The 15,736-nt window shown below is 32.7% G+C and carries 31 protein-coding genes; 3 read left to right on the top strand and 28 right to left on the bottom strand.

Features of this window, described 5'->3' with window-relative positions; translation table 11 throughout:
* Positions 1–10: 10 nt before the first annotated feature.
* From APRE_RS04235 to APRE_RS04125, 24 genes are all read right to left on the bottom strand, one after another.
* A complete protein-coding gene (locus APRE_RS04235) occupies positions 11–244 on the bottom strand; it encodes a hypothetical protein (protein WP_015777755.1) in 234 nt (77 codons plus the stop codon).
* 15 nt (positions 245–259) lie between these two features.
* On the bottom strand, positions 260–1,228 hold the full coding sequence (locus APRE_RS04230; protein WP_015777754.1) for a Fe-S-cluster redox enzyme-like protein: 969 nt from the start codon (positions 1,226–1,228) through the stop codon (positions 260–262).
* 101 nt (positions 1,229–1,329) lie between these two features.
* Positions 1,330–1,500 (bottom strand): hypothetical protein, encoded by a 171-nt coding sequence (locus APRE_RS09715; RefSeq protein ID WP_015777752.1) that lies wholly within the window; start codon positions 1,498–1,500, stop codon positions 1,330–1,332.
* Positions 1,497–1,925 carry a DUF7448 domain-containing protein gene (locus APRE_RS04225; RefSeq protein ID WP_015777751.1) on the bottom strand — a complete coding sequence of 143 codons (429 nt, stop codon included), beginning with the start codon at positions 1,923–1,925 and terminating at the stop codon, positions 1,497–1,499. The genes APRE_RS09715 and APRE_RS04225 overlap by 4 nt, the downstream gene beginning before the upstream one ends.
* The gene (locus tag APRE_RS04220) at positions 1,922–2,125 is read right to left on the bottom strand and encodes a hypothetical protein (RefSeq protein WP_015777750.1); all 204 of its coding nucleotides are present in this window, start codon (positions 2,123–2,125) and stop codon (positions 1,922–1,924) included. The genes APRE_RS04225 and APRE_RS04220 overlap by 4 nt, the downstream gene beginning before the upstream one ends.
* On the bottom strand, positions 2,118–2,300 hold the full coding sequence (locus tag APRE_RS09615; RefSeq protein ID WP_143713845.1) for a hypothetical protein: 183 nt from the start codon (positions 2,298–2,300) through the stop codon (positions 2,118–2,120). Before APRE_RS09615 ends, APRE_RS04220 begins: the two co-directional genes overlap by 8 nt.
* A gap of 218 nt (positions 2,301–2,518) precedes the next feature.
* Positions 2,519–2,989 (bottom strand): hypothetical protein, encoded by a 471-nt coding sequence (locus APRE_RS04210; RefSeq protein ID WP_015777747.1) that lies wholly within the window; start codon positions 2,987–2,989, stop codon positions 2,519–2,521.
* Between the two features lie 179 nt (positions 2,990–3,168).
* Entirely contained in the window at positions 3,169–3,402 is a 234-nt protein-coding gene (locus tag APRE_RS04205; protein WP_015777745.1) for a hypothetical protein, read from the bottom strand.
* Positions 3,403–3,434: 32 nt separating this feature from the next.
* Positions 3,435–3,812: a RusA family crossover junction endodeoxyribonuclease gene (locus APRE_RS04200; RefSeq protein ID WP_015777744.1), complete on the bottom strand. Its 378-nt coding sequence runs from the start codon at positions 3,810–3,812 to the stop codon at positions 3,435–3,437.
* Positions 3,812–3,973, bottom strand: a complete 162-nt coding sequence (locus APRE_RS04195) for a hypothetical protein (RefSeq protein WP_169302044.1) — start codon at positions 3,971–3,973, stop codon at positions 3,812–3,814. Before APRE_RS04195 ends, APRE_RS04200 begins: the two co-directional genes overlap by 1 nt.
* A 49-nt stretch (positions 3,974–4,022) precedes the next feature.
* On the bottom strand, positions 4,023–4,487 hold the full coding sequence (locus APRE_RS04190) for a single-stranded DNA-binding protein (protein WP_015777742.1): 465 nt from the start codon (positions 4,485–4,487) through the stop codon (positions 4,023–4,025).
* Positions 4,488–4,715, bottom strand: coding sequence for a hypothetical protein (locus APRE_RS04185; RefSeq protein WP_015777741.1), 228 nt, complete (start codon positions 4,713–4,715; stop codon positions 4,488–4,490).
* Positions 4,705–5,487, bottom strand: coding sequence for an ATP-binding protein (locus APRE_RS04180; RefSeq protein ID WP_015777740.1), 783 nt, complete (start codon positions 5,485–5,487; stop codon positions 4,705–4,707). The genes APRE_RS04185 and APRE_RS04180 overlap by 11 nt, the downstream gene beginning before the upstream one ends.
* 4 nt (positions 5,488–5,491) lie before the next feature.
* Positions 5,492–6,436, bottom strand: a complete 945-nt coding sequence (locus tag APRE_RS04175) for a hypothetical protein (protein WP_015777739.1) — start codon at positions 6,434–6,436, stop codon at positions 5,492–5,494.
* The gene (locus APRE_RS04170; RefSeq protein ID WP_015777738.1) at positions 6,429–6,830 is read right to left on the bottom strand and encodes a hypothetical protein; all 402 of its coding nucleotides are present in this window, start codon (positions 6,828–6,830) and stop codon (positions 6,429–6,431) included. The genes APRE_RS04175 and APRE_RS04170 overlap by 8 nt, the downstream gene beginning before the upstream one ends.
* A gap of 6 nt (positions 6,831–6,836) precedes the next feature.
* Complete coding sequence (locus tag APRE_RS04165; protein WP_015777737.1) at positions 6,837–7,133, bottom strand: hypothetical protein; 297 nt, start codon at positions 7,131–7,133, stop codon at positions 6,837–6,839.
* Positions 7,133–7,753: an ERF family protein gene (locus APRE_RS04160; RefSeq protein ID WP_015777736.1), complete on the bottom strand. Its 621-nt coding sequence runs from the start codon at positions 7,751–7,753 to the stop codon at positions 7,133–7,135. The genes APRE_RS04165 and APRE_RS04160 overlap by 1 nt, the downstream gene beginning before the upstream one ends.
* Positions 7,750–8,217, bottom strand: a complete 468-nt coding sequence (locus APRE_RS04155; RefSeq protein ID WP_015777735.1) for a siphovirus Gp157 family protein — start codon at positions 8,215–8,217, stop codon at positions 7,750–7,752. The genes APRE_RS04160 and APRE_RS04155 overlap by 4 nt, the downstream gene beginning before the upstream one ends.
* Positions 8,214–8,498 carry a hypothetical protein gene (locus tag APRE_RS04150; protein ID WP_015777734.1) on the bottom strand — a complete coding sequence of 95 codons (285 nt, stop codon included), beginning with the start codon at positions 8,496–8,498 and terminating at the stop codon, positions 8,214–8,216. Before APRE_RS04150 ends, APRE_RS04155 begins: the two co-directional genes overlap by 4 nt.
* Positions 8,499–8,507: 9 nt before the next feature.
* Positions 8,508–8,780 (bottom strand): hypothetical protein, encoded by a 273-nt coding sequence (locus APRE_RS04145; protein WP_015777733.1) that lies wholly within the window; start codon positions 8,778–8,780, stop codon positions 8,508–8,510.
* Positions 8,770–8,982 carry a hypothetical protein gene (locus tag APRE_RS04140; protein WP_015777732.1) on the bottom strand — a complete coding sequence of 71 codons (213 nt, stop codon included), beginning with the start codon at positions 8,980–8,982 and terminating at the stop codon, positions 8,770–8,772. Before APRE_RS04140 ends, APRE_RS04145 begins: the two co-directional genes overlap by 11 nt.
* An 18-nt stretch (positions 8,983–9,000) precedes the next feature.
* Positions 9,001–9,183 carry a hypothetical protein gene (locus APRE_RS04135; RefSeq protein WP_015777731.1) on the bottom strand — a complete coding sequence of 61 codons (183 nt, stop codon included), beginning with the start codon at positions 9,181–9,183 and terminating at the stop codon, positions 9,001–9,003.
* 9 nt (positions 9,184–9,192) lie between these two features.
* Positions 9,193–9,390, bottom strand: coding sequence for a helix-turn-helix domain-containing protein (locus APRE_RS04130; protein WP_015777730.1), 198 nt, complete (start codon positions 9,388–9,390; stop codon positions 9,193–9,195).
* A gap of 66 nt (positions 9,391–9,456) precedes the next feature.
* Positions 9,457–9,660, bottom strand: a complete 204-nt coding sequence (locus APRE_RS04125; protein ID WP_049756235.1) for a helix-turn-helix transcriptional regulator — start codon at positions 9,658–9,660, stop codon at positions 9,457–9,459.
* A 185-nt stretch (positions 9,661–9,845) separates the two neighbouring features.
* On the opposite strand from APRE_RS04125, the gene APRE_RS04120 reads away from it, so the two are divergent.
* The 3 genes from APRE_RS04120 (at position 9,846) to APRE_RS04110 (ending at position 12,095) form a co-directional block, all read left to right on the top strand.
* Positions 9,846–10,466 (top strand): helix-turn-helix domain-containing protein, encoded by a 621-nt coding sequence (locus APRE_RS04120; RefSeq protein ID WP_015777728.1) that lies wholly within the window; start codon positions 9,846–9,848, stop codon positions 10,464–10,466.
* Positions 10,467–10,511: 45 nt separating this feature from the next.
* Positions 10,512–10,886 (top strand): hypothetical protein, encoded by a 375-nt coding sequence (locus APRE_RS04115; RefSeq protein WP_015777727.1) that lies wholly within the window; start codon positions 10,512–10,514, stop codon positions 10,884–10,886.
* A gap of 120 nt (positions 10,887–11,006) precedes the next feature.
* Positions 11,007–12,095, top strand: a complete 1,089-nt coding sequence (locus APRE_RS04110) for a tyrosine-type recombinase/integrase (protein ID WP_015777726.1) — start codon at positions 11,007–11,009, stop codon at positions 12,093–12,095.
* Between the two features lie 297 nt (positions 12,096–12,392).
* Here APRE_RS04110 and APRE_RS04105 read toward each other — a convergent pair whose 3' ends face one another.
* The 4 genes from APRE_RS04105 to APRE_RS04090 are packed head-to-tail and all read right to left on the bottom strand — an operon-like array spanning position 12,393 to position 15,736.
* Entirely contained in the window at positions 12,393–13,787 is a 1,395-nt protein-coding gene (locus APRE_RS04105) for a glycoside hydrolase family 32 protein (protein WP_015777725.1), read from the bottom strand.
* Between the two features lie 14 nt (positions 13,788–13,801).
* A complete protein-coding gene (locus APRE_RS04100; RefSeq protein WP_041449696.1) occupies positions 13,802–14,803 on the bottom strand; it encodes a substrate-binding domain-containing protein in 1,002 nt (333 codons plus the stop codon).
* Positions 14,793–15,398 carry a recombination mediator RecR gene (recR, locus tag APRE_RS04095; RefSeq protein WP_015777723.1) on the bottom strand — a complete coding sequence of 202 codons (606 nt, stop codon included), beginning with the start codon at positions 15,396–15,398 and terminating at the stop codon, positions 14,793–14,795. Before recR ends, APRE_RS04100 begins: the two co-directional genes overlap by 11 nt.
* Positions 15,398–15,736, bottom strand: a complete 339-nt coding sequence (locus APRE_RS04090; RefSeq protein WP_015777722.1) for a YbaB/EbfC family nucleoid-associated protein — start codon at positions 15,734–15,736, stop codon at positions 15,398–15,400. Before APRE_RS04090 ends, recR begins: the two co-directional genes overlap by 1 nt.

The raw sequence follows: 15,736 nt of genomic DNA, 5'->3' as shown, positions 1-15,736 counted from the left end.
TTTTTCCTCCTTATAAATGTCTTTCTTCGTATTGATATTTCTTTGTTGTTAAGCTACTACTACCATCCCTATTAACAACACGTCTCATACCTTCATCTGTTTTTAAATAGTTAAAGTAATAAACTTCTTTCAAATCTTCCTCATTATAGTCTTCCTTTGGATTAAGTTCTATCCATCTTTTGATTAAAGGCTTAGTGTTATAGCCTCTTGTATAAGCCTCCTTCTCAAATTCTTCTTTGTTCATTCTTCCACCTCCACTTTAAATTTCATTACTGTTTTCTAATTTCATTGTTGCCAGCAACGCATTACCACACGTTATCATATCCTTATCTTCTTCAAAACTTGGTATAAAAACTATTACGTCCCAGCCATCTTCTACCAAAGGTTTTTCAAACTTTTCGTATACATCAAATTCTTTTACTATTTCATATTTGTTTTCTATTGCTCTTTTTGTTTCATGGATAGGGGTTATTTTAACAACGAACTTTTCTTTGTCAAAATATTTGTTCATCTTATTCACATCAAGATCACTTTCTGATGTCACAGCAAAGTTTAGTGTATATTTTCTGCCTACTGGATTTGGTAATTTTTTAGCTAAATCACTAATTTGTTGAAGGGATAAACTTTTATTATCAAATGCTTTATTCCTATCTTCTTCATATAGTGTATTAATTGAAAATTGCAATCCTAGTCCACCATTCCAATTGTTGCTTTTCATAAGTGATGTCCACTCTAGTAAAAACTTTTCAAGTCTTTTATTATCTTTTGGTAACATTGTTGATACTACAGGATGGTATTCTTTAAAATGTTTATTTGCGAACTCTCCTACTATTTTTGCCGATTCAATAACATTGAAGTTAAAAGTAGGTTCTCCCATCCTAGCATAATGAACATTAAGCCTTTGTCCGTCTTTTACTCCACTTAAGGCTATACCGGTTGATATTTCTGAAATTAATTCAGCGACTGAAGAATTCCCATGAAATCCCAATTTGGGACAATCACAAAAATTGCAATTCATTGGACATCCTTTTTGAGATGATACAGTTACTACCAACTTGTCGTTCAAGTCGACCTCTATGTTTTCTACTCTTTCTATTTTCTCTTTGTAACCTAAGAAGTCAGCTTTTATGTTGTTTTCCTTTCCATAATCACCAACGTATAGGTATTCTAAGCTTAAATCTGTATCAGATATAATTTTTCCTGTATGTGTTTCTGTTATTTTTCTCATTATTTGGCCCATCCTTTCATCTTAAAAATCAATCTTACTAATAACTAGACATGCTATCATACACATGAAAAATATCATTAAAGCTGTTACTTGATCATCTGTCATTCCACACTCCATTCCTTTATTTTCTCCAATTCAAACTCCCAAACATTCTCATTATAATCTTCTACTGTTAACGTGCCGTTCATAACCTCATATGTTACAACGTGTCCTATATTAAATATGCCTATTCCATTTTCAGGTCTTTTTAAAATAATGTTTACTGTAGTCATTCCTCCACCTCTTCTAAAATTTCGCCACAGCTACCAAGTGGAGCATAGTATATATCATTTATTTTAAAAGCACATACCGAGTAATAGCAATTTCCATTCCCATTGTCTGCATACATATTAGCTTTACCTATAGGATTTAAGTTGTGTATAAATACAATCTCACGCTTTGCTTCAGTTTCGCCATACCAGTCTTCATTCACTTCTTCTTCAGGTTCTCCAAATCTTATATCAGTTATAACAGCTTCAAGCTTAATATCTTTAAATTCTCCACCTGCAGTAGCACAACAATCACTTTCAGTCATTTCAATTGTAATAATCGTATCATCATCTAATTTTAAATAATCTTCATCCCATTCTACAATCTTTTTGCCTATTAATTTTTTACCTAGATCTTTATCTGTTTTATAATCTTCCCAAAAAGTCATTCTTCCACCTCCATTGATTTTTCATAGCCTTGATTAAAACCTAGTTCAAAATTAAGATGAGCTGCTAAAGATATAAGCTCTACGCCATTGATTACTTGTTCGTTCATATCACTAGCTAATTGAAATTTATCCTCGATTAGTTCATTTATCATTTCAACTTGCTTTTCCGTAAACTTAAATTGATATTTTTTATCACTCATCTATAACAATCCCTTCTAGCTCTTTTTGTAACTCCTCTGCAAACTCTCCGATAAATTCGCAAATATCTTCAACCTTATATTTCACATGGAGAACTCTTTCAAAATTTATATCCTCAACCTCGCTTTGGATAAAATAAACTTTGCCGATAAGTCTTTCCATTGTATCTCTTGTCACTCTTACTCCTCCTCCTCGCAAAATTCCTTAACAGCTTCCAACATTTTCTTATCCTTATCGTCTTTTTTTCATCTGTTAGGCGATTGTATACTCCTCCCTCGGGCGTCTTAAGTAACCTTATACTTTTATTAAAAGGTTTATTTTTTCTTTCGAGAGTAATATTTATTTCCTCATCTACAACCTTATAATCGCAATCTTCAGCAATTTTCTTAAGTGAGTCAATTCTCATCTTCAACCTCCACAATCTCAAAATCAGCTAAATCAGTATCAAACTTCTCTTTAATTTCTTCGATTTCTTTAAGAGTAAATTCAGTTTGATAACTAGAATCACCATACATACTATCTAAATAATAATAATTTTCATTATCTCGGTCTAAATTAAGATAATAGTATTCCAAATCCATAGAATTAAACCACTTATGCCTCAAATAAAACTTCTCTTCCTCCCTATCCTCTGGCGGTGTTTCCCTAAACTCCATGGCCGCTTTAATCATATTAATGTCTTTTTCATCACAATGAGTATTTTTAATAAAAATGCCAACTTCACGCTTTAAACCTATCGTGATAAAATTTGTAATAAACCTTAAACTACTCACTTGTCTTACAAAAGCAATCTCTTCGTAATCTATTATTCTTTCTATTTTATAATCATTTTCTTCTGCAATCCTCTTTAACTCGTCAATCCTCATAAATTCTCCTTATCCTAAGTAACTCCATTGCCTATAAACCAAGAATAAGAACCTTAAGCATATAAGCACCAAAGCCCAACCACTAACCATCTTAGCCTTCTTCATATCTGCTATCTCACACCCCTGCTTTACAGTGTAAACCGCCATAAAGTAGGTCAAAACTCTAATCATTTGTGGACTCATGCTCTCTTAACCTCCCAATCCTGCTTATAATTCTTTATCATCTGGCAATCTCTATAATAGCCATTATCGAAAACTGCTATCTTCTCATCTAGATATATGAGCTTAGCATTTTGCTTCCCTTTAGGCTTTCTCTTATCTTCTGGCCTAGTCTGTAACTTATATCTCTTTCCTAGCTCTAAATCTGGAGCTATTATTGCTTTTGGTGCATCTGGTAATCTTGATATTTTCATTCCTTTTCCTTTTATTTAAATATTTATTAAATTTATTCATTCATTTTTTCTATTTCTATCTCCACTCTCGGACACTCTTTGTCGTACTTGACCCTTGACCCGTCATGAGATACTACAATCTTGCAATTGTCGTCCTTGATAACTCCACAATCTGAAAGGATGTCGCAAGTCGCGGCAAGTAAATTTGTGAGGTCTACCCTGTGCTTGGTCTTCCTGTAGTACACGCACTTAAGATTAATAGGATAATCAATATTTTTCTTATATTTCCCTGTAATCTGCCTTCCGCAGTCTCTCGCATAGTCCTTATATCTCTTAGACTGAGTCAAGAAAGGTTGCCCAGTCCTAGGGTTCTTGAAGATCTGCATTGAATTTTTCTTAGTGGCTGGATTGCCATATAAGACTAATTTCATCAATCCTCCATCTCGCTTGCTGAATTCTGTTCCCTAATTTCCTCGCATAATTCTAAATAATAATTAGCTAGTACTATATCTAGGTTGTCAAAAGTCATTTTCTTAAGAAATTTATTTTCCCAAGAATTTCCTAGCTTATAATCATTTATCACCATATCCATTTTAATTTTTTCAAAATTGTTTATGCCATCCATAACACCCTCTTATTTTTCAAAATGGGATCCTTCCGTCGTCTTGTACCTCTTCAAAATCCTCTTCGAAGAAATCCCCATCGTTACTAGTGTAATTGTCCCTACTTTGTCTTTTCTCCTTACCTATGCTATTCTGTGCGTTATTTTGACTACTTAAGAACTCTATATTATCTGCTAATATATCTGTAGTGTAAACGGTCTTACCTGTTTCTTTATCTTGATATGATCCTGTCTGTATTCTCCCTTCTACAGCACACTGACTTCCCTTACTTAAATAAGCACTTGCATTCTCCGCTTGTTTTCCCCATGCAACTATTCTGGGAAAGTCGGCGGTAGGCTTACCCTGGGCCTCCGCCTCCTGTTTCTTTTGTTTTGCCATCTTTTTATCTACCGCTAAAGTAAAGCTACAAGTCGGGCTTCCATTAGGCGTATATCTTAAATCAAAATCTTTTGCAATGCGACCGATTAATATCACTTTATTCATCTACTCCTCCTCTAAAATCTCTGCATCCATAACACCTTCGAATCCGCTTTCTATCAGCTTAAAGTTAGCCATTAGGACTTTATTTGATAAGCTTGTGAATGATTTTTTAGCTCTCTCAGCCATTTCTCCATCGCCCTGGTCAAAAAGACCATTTTCCACATCATCTCCTATTGCAAGAATTATTGCTGTTAGTGTTGCCATTTCGTCATTATTAAGTTTAATTTCCATAATTCAAATCCTTTCTCTTGTAACTTTGTCTTCTAAAACTCTTCCCTTCTAGCTTATAAACGTCCATAGCTTCATACATACGGTCTAATACCTGTTTAGGTGTCTTGTTATTGTTCTCGTCCTTCCACCTTTGTAAAAGCTCGCTAGAGCTATAATTAGACGTTACAAAAATCTTATTTCTTTTGTTTATTACTAGATCCATCACTTTTTTAATTTGTGATATCTCCCACTGATTAGTAGTAGTCCCAAATTCATCAATCACTACCAAATCATTATTTGCGATATTTCTAATTACATCTTCTGGAGTTTCTAAAGACCTATCGTTTATGGACCTTTTAATTTCATTCAAAATCGTTGTTTCATCTGCAAAATATAAGCTTTCTTTATACCTCTTCACTATTTCCTTACAGGTAATAGCAATTAGAGTAGTTTTACCAACGCCCATACCTCCAACTAGACCAATCCCCTTATACATGTTTTTATAATTCTTCACGTACTTAGATAAGTGATTAATCATCTGCCCATTCTCTTTTGTAGTTAGCAGGTCAGTAAAATCCATATCACGATATTTAGTCGGCATTCCTGAATACTTAAGTCCGCCTTCTCTTTTACAGAAATTTACGTAAGTCTCATTGATTTTTCTTTGAAGGTCTGACTCTCTCATTGCTAGTTCTCTTCTAGCTTCATCCTCATCATAAACAAAATTTTTGTTTATCTTTTTTCTCATGGAAATCATATCTTTCCATAATTCTCCATCTGCTATTTTTTCCATAAAATCACCATGTAAAGTCTTCTAGGAACTTATCAGTTTCTTTCTCATACTCGCTTGTGGTCTCTCTATCTAGGTAGTTACCGTCTAGAACTTTTACAAAATTATTAGGTCTTATAAACCAATCAAAAGTTATTACAAAGCTTGTCTTATACCCTTGTAGAAATTGACTATTTCCTATAGATCTAATAGCTTCTAATACTTTATCTAGGCCATTTTCATTTATCCTAGCCTTTAGCATTTTGTATCTATCAGTACTAGCATTTAAGGTCTTAATCTTAGGGATATTTTTATCTAGTTTGTTCCACTCACTAATAACTTGCTTTTTCCACGAATCGCTGTACGAATCGTTACCTGAATCGGTACTTTTATTATCATCGTTGATATTTGAACATTCTTCCGAATCGTTACCTGAATCGGTACCCGAATAAGTATTAGTATTAATATTAATATTAGTATTAGTATTAATATAGGTATTAGTATTAGATATAAGTTCTTCTCTTTTTTTTATCTCATTCTCAAATATATTCTTAATAGTCTTATCTATTTCCCTATTAGATAACTCCCACCAATCATGCATATGGTCATACACTTTAACAACTAAATTAGTATCTACAACGTCATCTAATTTTTTTGTAACCATTTCTTCTATAGGTTTTCCGCCTCTGTTGATTGTGTGCTTTAAAGTGCTTAAAATGGCTATTTCTTGCTCTTCGTAATCATAAACTATTTTCTTATACTTAGTTTCAAATCTATCCAATAAAACTCTGACCGCTTCAGGACTGTAACCAATCTCAAAAGCTATAATCTTAATCGGGATTTTGTAAATACCTATAGGGTTGCCCCTAGGACAAGTTAATAAATACATCATGAATAACTTATCCTCCGGGCTAAATTCATCTATAACTTTCTCATCGTTCCAAAAATCACGTTCTACAATTGTTTTACTCAACCAGCCTCACCTCGTTTCTTTCGTACATACTCACGCACTTACCAATCAACTTATTTAGATTTTCTTCAGTACTTTCAAACATATAATCAAAGTTAAGCTTGTGTATTCCGATTATCTGTGGATTGTAACTTCCTGTACAATTCCCATCCTTATCAGTGCAATAAGTTTTGATACACATATATCTTCTCAAAACCTTGTCCATATATCCGTATTTGTACCATAATTCAGGTAAGGAATTCGGTCCGCTAGCCTCACAAAAAGTAACTTCGATTAAAAAACTTTTATCACCTCTTAAAGGCTCTATGTCTATAAAAAATCTAGTAGGTGCCATCTTTCTAATATTTGTAATTTTAGGATTTATAAGCCTATTAATTAAATAACTATAATTTGCCATATATCCTCACTTCCTCATATAATCAAAAAATTTTTTAATCCTGTATTTATCTGGGTCAGTACAATATTTCTTTAAGTCTTCAATCTTGCAATTACCTTTTATCAAATCCTGATATTTCCCGAAACACTCTTGACCGCTAGAAAATCTAAATTCTATCCTTATATTTCCTATTAGACTAATTGCATCTTTAGGGTAAGCTGCTAAAAAATCATTTTCTTGATTAAGCAAAGGATAATCCTCATGCCAATTTTCTATCTGTATATCAATTCCGTCTGGTGTTTTATCTCTACAAACCACTTTCATTACTGCTTCCTCTTATCTATAATCGCTTTTAAAATATCTTTTCTTTCTCCCTTGTCTGATATCCTGAACCACTCTGTAATCGTATCAGGGCTATCTTCTTCTACTTCCAAAAGTGTAAGCGACTCATACTGGCCACCTTGGACCCTTATCTCTCCAGCTTTCTTATATAATTCGTCGGCACTTAACTTCTTACTAGGTCGTTTTTGGCTATTGCTTGAACCCTTGTCGCCTTTGTTTAGATAATCCATATCCTTACTATCGTCTATAGCGAAAAGCCCGTTTAATGCGTATTTACGAGCATATGAGGAGGTCGCCCCTGTAAGTTGGGATTCATCCATGCCTTTCTTGCTCAACGCTTCTCTAGCGTATGCACTAGTCGAAATCTTTCCTCCATCCTCAGTGTCTATAAAGCTTGCTATCGCTTGTATATAAATTCTATCTCCTACTTCAATAACATTGTCGTTTATAACTACTACTGCCCCTACTTCTGATAGGATAGGCTTAACGGCTTCTAGTATATCTTCACATGATCTATAGTTGTAATTTCCAAAGTTATTCCTTTGTCCTTTTGGAGCTTTTAATTTCCACTGGACTGTCATTAATTTTTCGTAAGCACTCATCTTATCCTAATCCCTTCTGTTTGTACTAGTTCAGCACCTTCTATCTCTAAGCCTTCTTTTATATCTTCTTTTAATTGCTTTTTATCTAACTTATAAGAGGCAATCTTATATTTATCTGGTATAATATTCTCATCAATAATATTTATTGATTGAGGATTTTTTTGAATGTTTATATTGAATATGCCCGCTTTCATTTTAGGCTTACCGATTGCACGCATACTAGAAAATAGATATTCTTTAAGATTCTCTTTTTTTGTGCCTATAGCTCTCCTTTTATCACCAAGCCTTATTTCTTCGTCCCTCAAAGCCTTTTCGTCAGCCTCCATATTTCTAATAACTTTCACTATATTTTCAGCCTTTACATCAAACTCATCACTAATTACATCTAAAGCCTTCTTTATATCTTCGCTTTCTTCTAATTCGCTTAAATTCTGGTAAGCTTCTACTATCTCGTATAATTTCAAAATCTTATCCTCTCATCTTCTTGCTCTTGACACATATTTAATTCATTCATATTTCGATATTTGCAAATATCTTCAAAATTCTTTTCCAAAATATTTTTATTTAATTCTTTCTCGCTTAGTTGATAATCTAAAATCTGATAGTCATTAAATTTTCTTGCATTTCCGTAATCTTCATCTTTAACAGCTTTTAAAATATCTCCATTGTAGTTAAAATCTACATCAAGCATATCTACTTCCACTTCGTCGTACTCTACAATTGACCTTTTAAAAAATATCTTCATAATGGCCTCCTACATAAGTCCTTTATAGTACTGGTCTCTTATAATTCTTTCGTCTTCCTCTGCCTCCTCGTCTATCCTCTTAAGATAAGCCGTATCTTCTTCATCAAGCTTTCCCTCTTCGATATCCTCAAAGACAACATCTTTAATCTTGCAATTTTCTGAAACTATATATTTTGCCTTAAGGGCTTCCTCTATATCTCCGTCGTAATCTTTCTCTATCGCTTTTAGTGGGATATCTACTTCATCTTCTACATATAAGACTCTGGTAAATTTAATTCGCATATATAGCTCCTAACACCTTGTAACTGTATCTTGCTCTCTCTTCTAATTCTTTATCTAGAATTAAAAAGTTTTCATCATTCTTCCTATTTTTTCCACACCTTTTCGCTAAAACTAGAATATTCACTATAAATTGATTATCAAAGTTTTTAGCTTCTTCTACCTTCCCAGCTAGACTTAAACTCTTAAATGGTATAATATTCATACGTTTAACTCTAAGCTCCTAGAGCATACTAGAAGCTTTTTTATTGTCTGGATCTATGCTCAATAGCATTTCTCTTCTGTATCCTAAGATTTTCTTATGCTCCCTTTTACGACTTCTTAAGTCCACACTTTCTACAACTCTTAGCTCTGGTCTTTTCGCTCTCTTACTTGTCTTCTTTTTCCCAAATATTCTTAATGTCATAAATTCCTCCTAATTTTCATTGACGTACTTATAATTCTTTTTAAAAAAATCTTTTACATCGTCTTTTAAGAAATAAACTTTCCTAGACCACCTATATATAGGCAATCCCTCCTCTACCATCTTATCTAAAGTGTTAACACTCATATCAAGCCAAGCAGCCATCTCCGTCTTATTAAGAAACTCCCTCTCGGCTATTGAAACTTTCATAATTACTCCTTTATTCTGAAAACTTATAGTTACAACAATTTTATAATAGTATCTTAAAGTTACTTTTCATCTGAAAAAAATATCATCTACACTTTTTTTGAAAATTATAGAATATTTTTTCATAATATTAGGTGATGGCATCCTATTACCAGCCTCATACATAGAAATCAAAGGTCTAGTTACTTTTAAAATATCGGCCATCTCTTTTTGACTTAACCCTCTACTTAATCTTAATTTTTTTAATCTATTACCAACTTTCTTATTTTTCAATCTATCAATCACCTCCACTCGTCTTATATATTATATTATATGTTACTTTAAGTTACTTGTCAAGTCTTTTTTTAAATCTTCACTAGATTATGTATCTATTTGTTACAATATAGATGTTTACATAGTTACAAAAAGGCATTATAATAATAACAAGATAACTTATAGTTACATAAAAAGGAGAAATTATGTCATTAGGTGCAAAATTAAAACAATTAAGAGAAGAACAGGAAATGAAACAAGAAACCTTGGCACAAATATTAGGTATAAATAGAGCGACTATAAGTATGTATGAAAGAAATCAAAGAGTCCCTAGTACAGAAATTTTACAAAAATATACAAAAACATTTAATGTATCATCCGATTATTTATTAGGAAATACACACTATAAAAGCAACAACATTAATAACGAAAAATATACCATCCCTGTATATGCTTCTATCTCATGCGGCAATCCTTTTGTGGCCGATGAAAATATATATGATTTTGAAGATATAGATATAGCCCTAAAAAGTCAAGGCGAGCACTTTGGTCTCCTTTGTAGAGGTGATTCAATGAGCCCAGAATTTAAAGATGGAGATGTGGCTATAATAAGAAAACAATCAGATATAGACAGCGGACAAGTTGCAGCAGTAAGAATCAACGGAGATGAAGCCACACTAAAAATAGTAAAAAAATCAGAACAAGGCATAACTCTAGTAGCTATAAATCCAGATGTTTTCCTACCTCAATTTTACTCAAATGAAGAAATAATTAACCTACCAGTAGAAATAATAGGAAGAGTAATAGAGAACAGAAGAAAATACTGATATTTAGCCGCAAGGCTTAATATATAAAAAATCAAGGAGAAATTTATGAAATTTAAAAAAATTACTATCGGATTACTCGCTATCCTAGCTTTATCTTCATGTGGTAAGAAGATTAAACCAGAAACAAAAGAAATAACGAATGGATCAGGAAACGAATCAATAGGAACAATGACAGTAACAAGAGCGAAAGAAGCAGATGTAAATGATGAATTTATCAAAGAATGGCTCGAGGAAGTAAAAGATAAAGGTTCAAACTACGACATAATCGTTTATGACGAATCTAATACAAATAATAAAGGTAAAGGAATTTATTACAATGGAGGAGACACCTACCTTAAAAACGTTGACTTTGAATTAGGGACCGACTTAGTATTTACTCTATCAAGTCAAGATAATGCTGAAGAAGTTAAAATAAATTAAAATAGCACTGGGAAACTCGACAATCCCAGTGCTAAAAAATTACCGTAGACTAGACATTGAGTAATGAACATAACAACTAGCCTACTTTTAGTGTACCACAGTTAAAAGTGAGGAGCAAGTATGAAAATCTACAACTATAAAAAAGAAAAAAGAACGTATTATGGATTCAATATATACTTAGGCTTAGATCCGATTACTGGTAAAGAAATAAGGACTAATCGAAGAGGGTTTAAAAGCAAAAAAGAAGCTGAAAATGCCTATCTCAAACTAAGGATACAAACACCAACCAAACCAGAAGCGAAACTCAAGACTTTTAATGATGCCTATGAACTATGGCTAGAAACCTGGCAAACCACCGTAAAGGAGCAAACTGTATACAAAACAAAATCTCTTTTTAAGAATCAGATAATACCTTATATAGGTAATATACCTCTAAAAGAATTTACCCAGCTACAAGCCCAATCCTTTATAATTGACGCCTCTAAAAGATACAAGAATATAAGTAATATAAAAATTTACGCAAAAGCCGTTCTAAATTACGCCAAAGACCTCCACGTAATAGAAAAAAATCCCTTCGATAAAATCAAAATCCCAAAGGAGAAAGTTAATATGCAAGCAATAAACAAAAAAAATTACTACACACCCGAAGAACTAAAAACCTTTTTAGAAATTACAAAAGAAAAAGAGCCACTCCAAACCTACGCTTTTTTTAGACTCCTATCCCATACAGGTATAAGATCAGGAGAAGCCCTGGCCTTAGAATGGTCAGACCTAAACACAAAAACCAACACCTTAACCATAAGTAAATCCATCTCAAGAGACAAAAATGGCAAGCAAATCATATCCACCACAAAAACCGGAAATACAAGAAAAATAACCTTAGATACCGAAACTACTGACACCTTAATAAAATTAAAAGAAACAAACAAAAAGTATATTTTCGAAAGAAGCGGTAAAGTAGTAACAAGATCATATCCCTTAAAAGTATTAAATAGAATAATAGAAAAAAACAACTTACACAAAATTACAGTCCACGGCTTCCGCCATACGCATGCAACGATACTCTTAAGAATGGGAAAATCAATAAAGTACATCCAAGAAAGATTAGGACATACAGATCCAACCATAACGTTAGAAATATACTCCCACATCATGGAAGAAGAAGAAAAAGAAACTCCAGAAGAATTTGTAAGCTTTTTAGACAGCTAACGTAACAAGCTTCGTAACAAAGAATTACAAAACGTTGAAATTACAAATATTACAGACTGTCGAGGTCCAATCCCTTCACCTCCACCATTAAAATTAAATAAATCTAAAAATCTTTATATCTATATTTTCAATAAACCAAATATATAAGAAGTTAATATTTGAAATTGCGTAGAAAGTTTCGTAATAGCTTTTGAATTATTTATAAATAAAAATGGAGGCTCAAGCCTCCTTTTAATTTGTAAAGTTTTAATAAGATACAAACTCAATAGATATATTAAATTGTAAATTGTAAATAATTTATATGAAACCTATTGAATCTAATGTGTATAGGTCAAAATCCAAATCCTTAGAATAAAAACCTGCTTTTTCAGAGTATACTCTACTGGTTAATACATATTCTCCTTCATTTATAAAAATTTCTAGAGAAGACTTATCAGAATATATTCTTAAATCACTAATTACATTAATTTTTACCTGTCTAGTATCTCTCCCAAACGATGAATAACCCATATTTAATCTCAATATTCCATCATCATAGGATAGACTAACGTCACTTCTTAGGTTAATCTTAAAAGAATCTTTTATATTTTTAGCCAAGGCTTCAAATACGAAATCTTCATAGTTTTCTCCCCTTTTTAGGGTGATATTATCTTTCCTAAGATTTTCCATCTCTGAAATTGGATTTTGACATAGCTTTCCGCTTTTTACAGATAGGCTTCTTGGTACAGTAAGACAATGTTGCCATTTATAATCAATCGTAGGATTTGTGTAGTTTGCGTCAGGCATACCCATCCAACCTATTAATATTCTTCTAGATTTTGAATCTTCGAATGTTTGAGGCGCGTAGAAATCAAATCCATAATCTAATTCTTTAAAGTTTCCTAGCTTATAAGTCTTTTCTGAAAGGTCAATTTCTATCGGGAAGTATCCAGCTTGGTAAATATTCTGATATCTATAGGTTTCGCTTTCTACACCTTGAGGGCAGAGTATTAGAAAATCTTTAGAATCAACCGTAAAAAAATCTGGACATTCCCGCATGTAACCGAAATCGTAATCAGTTTCTATTCTCATATGATAGGTGAAATTATCTAAGTCTTTTGACTTATAAACTAGTACCAACCCCTTATCCTCAAGACTTCTTGCTCCAATAAACATATAATTATATCCATCTTTTTCATATATTTTTGGATCTCTTACATGTTTTGTCATATCTTTTGGATAATCATCATTATCTAAGATTAATTTTTTTTCAGAGTAAGTATAGGCATCTGATGCTAGCTTGATGGTATTATGCTCTCTTCCTTCTTTTATGAAATCATATTCACCATCATGCTTAACATTACCTGTATAAAAGAAGTTTATCCTATCATCTTTAATAAAAGCAGAACCCGAATAAGCTCCGTCTTTATCGAATTTTGCATCAGGATAAATAAAGATATCCTCTCTTTTATAATTTATGAAATCTACTGTACTAACATGCCCCCAACAGGTATCGGATTTATTTTCATCTAAGGGAGAATATTGGTAGTATATGTGATATATCCCCTTGTATTCACACAGACCATTCGGGTCATTGAGCCAACCTGCTTCTGGATATATGTGAAATCTTAACATATTAGGATCTTCTTTGGCCCTATCTTTCATCTTGCAAAATCTAGCAAAATTTTCTTCAAATATTTTCTTATCAAGCATATTTTACCCTTATCTTATTTCTTGTAGTAAAAATCTTCTGCTGGCTTATCGCCCTTATATAAGTTTAAATTAACTCTTGATAGTGAATCTAGAAATAACTTATACATTCCAACCATGGTATCACCATCGATGTAAACAGGTTCTATGCTATTATATATACTAATGGCCTCATCGCTTTTTATATCATAAGCATTGATTGTTTCAGCAGAAATATTAGCTTTATCCTTAAATTTATCTACACTATTCTTATATTCTTTTAGGAATTGGTCAAGATATTCTTTCTTATCCTGGGCAAATTTCTTATTAACTATAATTACTTCTGAAACGAAATCTCCCAAACCCTCTTCTTTTTGTTTTGAAAAGAAAGGTAAGATTTCCGAAAAATCGTATAGCTTATAGTCATTATTGGACCTTAACTTATATAGGTTTGGTTGAGAAACAATAGCTATTGATGATTCATTCTCTTGCTTTAATTTTAGTAACTCATCAAAATTTTTGTAATAGAGTGTACTTATACCTAATAGATTTTTAGCTACAGATAATTTACTATCTATTAATTTATCATAACTTTCACCAAGATCTGGAATAAGAAGGGTTTTTCCCATCAAATCTTTTGGTGAGAGTATATCAGTATCGCTTATAGCGTAAAGATTATTGAGTAAGCTAATAGCCGCTATCTGGACTGTTCCTCCAGTTTCATTATACAAATTCGCAGCCATAACAGCTGGAACGACAGCTATATCAAAGTTTCCTTCTTCAATACTTTCAAAGTCACTTACATGGTCTATGTCATATGTATTGCCAGAAGACTTCTCTATATCATTAACTATAATATCCGATGCAAAAGTGGTAGTATTTATTCGTATATTTTCTGATATGGGCTTTGTTTTATCAATCTTTTCTAATTGTATTTCATCCTTTTTGCCAGGGTTAGCTTCTTCCTTGTCAGACCTGCAAGAAGTTATAGTTAATGTTGCCACAAGGATAAAAAGAATTTTTCTGAATTTAATCAACAATCTCTCTCCTATCTTCTAAGGCTCTTTCTAGAGTTAATTGGTCAAAGTATTCCAGGTTAGAGCCAACCGGTATTCCTTGAGCAAGCTTTGTTATTTTGATATTTCTTTCGGATAGTAAATTCGTTAAAAATAAAACAGTTGTTTCCCCTTCAATAGTTGATGAAATAGCTAAAATTACTTCCTCAATATTCTCTTTTTCAATTCTTTCTAGCAACTTATCAATATTGAGTTGATCAGGTCCCAGCCCATCAGAAGGAGAAATAAGACCCCCTAGAACGTGGTACTTTCCCCTGTAGGCATGTGATTTTTCGATAGCTATAAGATTTCTCACGTCTTCTACTATACACAAATACTCTTCATTTCTAGTTATATCTTTACATATGTCGCAGACTTCATCTTCAGTAAGATTCCCGCAAATCTTGCAAGCATGAATTCTATCTTTGACCTCAGTAAGGCTTTTAGAAAAATCGTCTACTGACTTATAATCAGATTCTACAATCGCCATAGCGAGTCTCTCTGCACTTTTTCTTCCAATTGTAGGTAGTTTTTGAAATTGCTCTATTAGATTTTGTAAAGATTCTGGATATAAAGCCATTACATAAGACCAGGGATGTTGATTCCGCCTGTTAATTTACCCATTGTCTCCTCGTTGTAGTCGCTTGCCTTCTTACTTGCATCATTAACTGCAACCATGATCAAATCTTCAAGCATCTCTACATCTTCTGGATCGACTACATCTGGATCGATTTTTATATTAACAACTTCTTTTTTACCATTAACAGTAGCTTCTACTACTCCACCACCTGCAGATGATGAGAATTCTTTTTCTTCTATTTCAGATTGAGCCTTTTCCATTTGTTCTTGCATCTTCTTAACTTGTTTCATCATATTATTCATATTTGCTGCACCTGGTCTAAATCCGCCTCTTGCCAT

The sequence above is a fragment of the Anaerococcus prevotii DSM 20548 genome (genome assembly GCF_000024105.1).
Lineage (GTDB): Bacteria > Bacillota > Clostridia > Tissierellales > Peptoniphilaceae > Anaerococcus > Anaerococcus prevotii.
Note: the sequence above shows the minus strand (reverse complement) of the source record. Positions and strands in the feature narration are given on the sequence as shown.

Excerpts from the sequence above, each read along its gene's own strand:
- APRE_RS04145 (WP_015777733.1), bottom strand. The coding sequence starts at position 8,780 with ATGCGAATTAAATTTACCAGAGTCTTATATGTAGAAGATGAAGTAGAT.
- APRE_RS04190 (WP_015777742.1), bottom strand. The coding sequence starts at position 4,487 with ATGAATAAAGTGATATTAATCGGTCGCATTGCAAAAGATTTTGATTTA.
- recR (WP_015777723.1), bottom strand. The coding sequence starts at position 15,398 with ATGGCTTTATATCCAGAATCTTTACAAAATCTAATAGAGCAATTTCAA.
- APRE_RS04110 (WP_015777726.1), top strand. The coding sequence starts at position 11,007 with ATGAAAATCTACAACTATAAAAAAGAAAAAAGAACGTATTATGGATTC.
- APRE_RS04235 (WP_015777755.1), bottom strand. The coding sequence starts at position 244 with ATGAACAAAGAAGAATTTGAGAAGGAGGCTTATACAAGAGGCTATAAC.
- APRE_RS04205 (WP_015777745.1), bottom strand. The coding sequence starts at position 3,402 with ATGAAAATATCAAGATTACCAGATGCACCAAAAGCAATAATAGCTCCA.
- APRE_RS04150 (WP_015777734.1), bottom strand. The coding sequence starts at position 8,498 with ATGAAGATATTTTTTAAAAGGTCAATTGTAGAGTACGACGAAGTGGAA.
- APRE_RS04200 (WP_015777744.1), bottom strand. The coding sequence starts at position 3,812 with ATGAAATTAGTCTTATATGGCAATCCAGCCACTAAGAAAAATTCAATG.
- APRE_RS04195 (WP_169302044.1), bottom strand. The coding sequence starts at position 3,973 with ATGGATATGGTGATAAATGATTATAAGCTAGGAAATTCTTGGGAAAAT.
- APRE_RS04115 (WP_015777727.1), top strand. The coding sequence starts at position 10,512 with ATGAAATTTAAAAAAATTACTATCGGATTACTCGCTATCCTAGCTTTA.
- APRE_RS09715 (WP_015777752.1), bottom strand. The coding sequence starts at position 1,500 with ATGACTACAGTAAACATTATTTTAAAAAGACCTGAAAATGGAATAGGC.
- APRE_RS04160 (WP_015777736.1), bottom strand. The coding sequence starts at position 7,753 with ATGAGTGCTTACGAAAAATTAATGACAGTCCAGTGGAAATTAAAAGCT.
- APRE_RS04120 (WP_015777728.1), top strand. The coding sequence starts at position 9,846 with ATGTCATTAGGTGCAAAATTAAAACAATTAAGAGAAGAACAGGAAATG.
- APRE_RS04135 (WP_015777731.1), bottom strand. The coding sequence starts at position 9,183 with ATGACATTAAGAATATTTGGGAAAAAGAAGACAAGTAAGAGAGCGAAA.
- APRE_RS04170 (WP_015777738.1), bottom strand. The coding sequence starts at position 6,830 with ATGGCAAATTATAGTTATTTAATTAATAGGCTTATAAATCCTAAAATT.
- APRE_RS04210 (WP_015777747.1), bottom strand. The coding sequence starts at position 2,989 with ATGAGGATTGACGAGTTAAAGAGGATTGCAGAAGAAAATGATTATAAA.
- APRE_RS04225 (WP_015777751.1), bottom strand. The coding sequence starts at position 1,925 with ATGACTTTTTGGGAAGATTATAAAACAGATAAAGATCTAGGTAAAAAA.
- APRE_RS04180 (WP_015777740.1), bottom strand. The coding sequence starts at position 5,487 with ATGGAAAAAATAGCAGATGGAGAATTATGGAAAGATATGATTTCCATG.
- APRE_RS04090 (WP_015777722.1), bottom strand. The coding sequence starts at position 15,736 with ATGGCAAGAGGCGGATTTAGACCAGGTGCAGCAAATATGAATAATATG.
- APRE_RS04140 (WP_015777732.1), bottom strand. The coding sequence starts at position 8,982 with ATGAATATTATACCATTTAAGAGTTTAAGTCTAGCTGGGAAGGTAGAA.
- APRE_RS04165 (WP_015777737.1), bottom strand. The coding sequence starts at position 7,133 with ATGAAAGTGGTTTGTAGAGATAAAACACCAGACGGAATTGATATACAG.
- APRE_RS04220 (WP_015777750.1), bottom strand. The coding sequence starts at position 2,125 with ATGAGTGATAAAAAATATCAATTTAAGTTTACGGAAAAGCAAGTTGAA.
- APRE_RS04185 (WP_015777741.1), bottom strand. The coding sequence starts at position 4,715 with ATGGAAATTAAACTTAATAATGACGAAATGGCAACACTAACAGCAATA.
- APRE_RS04105 (WP_015777725.1), bottom strand. The coding sequence starts at position 13,787 with ATGCTTGATAAGAAAATATTTGAAGAAAATTTTGCTAGATTTTGCAAG.
- APRE_RS04130 (WP_015777730.1), bottom strand. The coding sequence starts at position 9,390 with ATGAAAGTTTCAATAGCCGAGAGGGAGTTTCTTAATAAGACGGAGATG.
- APRE_RS04230 (WP_015777754.1), bottom strand. The coding sequence starts at position 1,228 with ATGAGAAAAATAACAGAAACACATACAGGAAAAATTATATCTGATACA.